The sequence below is a fragment of the Haladaptatus ordinarius genome (assembly GCF_054177595.1).
In genome coordinates this window covers 1-2036 of sequence record NZ_JBPEHH010000237.1, presented here as the reverse complement: position 1 = coordinate 2036, position 2036 = coordinate 1, and the positions used below count along the sequence as shown (strand labels likewise).

Below are 2036 nucleotides of genomic sequence, written 5' to 3'. Positions count from 1 at the left end.
GCTCTCACTGGAGTGAGACCGCCGTCTTTGGTTGAATCATTCGCTCATCCGCGCCAGCTACTCTCGTCTCGCCCCAGAAACCGAGTCAGTAATCAGGAACGATGGGAACTACCGACTGTGCCCACGCAGCCGCCATACCTCAATGTAGTACGGAGATACGCAAACCGCTTTCCGTCTGTTCGTCTCCCACGTGTCACGCTGGCTCTGTCCGGATCCGTTCGACCGATACATCTACCACGAGATCCGTGAAATCGTCGTCAGCACCGACCAGAAGTGTTGCATCTTCGGCAACCGCAAGCGCCACAGCATACGCGTCGCCGAGCGCGATCCCCCCCGCTCCTTTCACTTCTGCCGCCAGTGGCCACGATTCGGAGGGTGCACACAGTGTGACACCGCCGTCCACCAAGTCACGCACGGCCTGTCGGCCGGTCGCCAGTGTCTCTTCTGTTGGCGTTCCTGATGGGGAACCCGTTTCAAAACGGGCGATTTTGTACATCAGTTCGGTCGCCGTGATTTCACTGACCGCTACAGCCTCCTCACCCACGTAGACATCCATCAGGAGGTCGCGGACAGTCTCCCCACCGGGTTCACCATAGTAGTATGCAAGGAGGGGTTCCGTATCAAGAATGTAGCGATAGCTCATTCGTCGGTGGTCTCGTCTCGGTCGTCGTGATCGACGTAGCGCTGGTAGTCACGCTGGTCGGCGGTGTCCTCTGCCTGGCGTTCAGCTGTCTGCTCCTCTCGATGGTGCGTAATGACCTCGCCACGTTCGTAGTCTTCACCCAGTGACCCGAAGCGTTCATTGGGTGTTGGGACTGGTTCGACGACGAGTTCGCCGTCTTCTTCGCGGAAGCGCACACGGCCTGGGATTTCGATGCCGTACTTCTCCCGGAGCGACTTGGGGATCGTCGCCTGGCCTTTGCGGCTGATACGGACGACGTGGTCGCCATTTTCACTCTTACTGCTCATAGTTCTTTACTGAGTAAATAGTATGACTTCCAGAATATTAAAACATGCGGTGAGAGGGGATTGAGACCCCAAGAACCTTCCACTACCTCATGTTGCACTAAGCAGTTGTGGACATCTGCTACCGGCAGAAGGACAGCACCGCTGGTCACTCTCAGGCGACTTCGAGTAGTCAAGATACAAACAGGACATTATATATATATATATTGAGATGTTACGACTGCGTCTCCATTTGTTCGATATGGTCGAGAAATACACTCTACACCGAGTTTTTAAGAGGTTTCACGCCCCTAGGCCGACTATGGCAGGGGACGAGCCACCTCCCGATGAATGGGAGACAGACTCTGACCGGGCCGACGAGGAGAGCGCCGCCGAGCGCGATTTCGACGTCGAGATCTCGGAGACCATCCTCGAATTACAACCCGTCTTCGAGGTGATTTCCCATCCACGACGACGCTACCTCGTCTACACCCTCGCCGAAAAGACCGAATGGTCACTCGATGACCTCGCAATCAAATTAGCTGCCTGGGAGACCGATACGCCAGAGACGAACATCGCAACGCTCACGCGCCACGAGATGTACACGTCGCTCTATCATAGCCATGTGCCGAAACTCGTGGATTTGGACGTGATCGAGTTCGATGACGAGACTGAGACGATCACCCCCGGTTCCCATGCCCTGCAGGTGTTGACCGCATTGGAGGGTGCCGGTGGCAGTCTCGACAATCGGCAAGAAACGCATGCTCGCAGCGAGTTCGACCGGGAAGACACGCGCTAACTGATGGTTCGACAAAGAGGTATCACTGCCTCGGGTACGACAGGACGATAGGACACTTTCACACGGAGATCGACAGATGACCTCAAGTAATGACCGCACCGATGATGGCACCAAACTTGCACAGGATGGAAACGGACCCGGCGATCCCGATATGACGTTTGTAACACAAGCTCATTATCGGTACTTCCCGAGCGTCGCTTCGTGAGCTGTGCTGAGTCACGGATGACCAGAGTGAACGCTGGTGTAGTAGCTGAGTGAAGGAGAACTAGAGTCCACAGATGGAGAGAACCGA

The 2036-nt window shown here is 55.6% G+C and carries 3 protein-coding genes; 1 reads left to right on the top strand and 2 read right to left on the bottom strand.

Going from position 1 to position 2036, the window contains the following annotated elements; translation table 11 throughout:
- Positions 1–193: 193 nt before the first annotated feature.
- Positions 194–643: a type II toxin-antitoxin system VapC family toxin gene (locus tag ACR3FF_RS26840; RefSeq protein ID WP_458191122.1), complete on the bottom strand. Its 450-nt coding sequence runs from the start codon at positions 641–643 to the stop codon at positions 194–196.
- The gene (locus tag ACR3FF_RS26835; protein WP_458191121.1) at positions 640–969 is read right to left on the bottom strand and encodes an AbrB/MazE/SpoVT family DNA-binding domain-containing protein; all 330 of its coding nucleotides are present in this window, start codon (positions 967–969) and stop codon (positions 640–642) included. Before ACR3FF_RS26835 ends, ACR3FF_RS26840 begins: the two co-directional genes overlap by 4 nt.
- 298 nt (positions 970–1267) lie before the next feature.
- On the opposite strand from ACR3FF_RS26835, the gene ACR3FF_RS26830 reads away from it, so the two are divergent.
- Positions 1268–1744 carry a DUF7344 domain-containing protein gene (locus tag ACR3FF_RS26830; protein ID WP_458191120.1) on the top strand — a complete coding sequence of 159 codons (477 nt, stop codon included), beginning with the start codon at positions 1268–1270 and terminating at the stop codon, positions 1742–1744.
- The last annotated feature ends 292 nt before the right edge of the window (positions 1745–2036 follow it).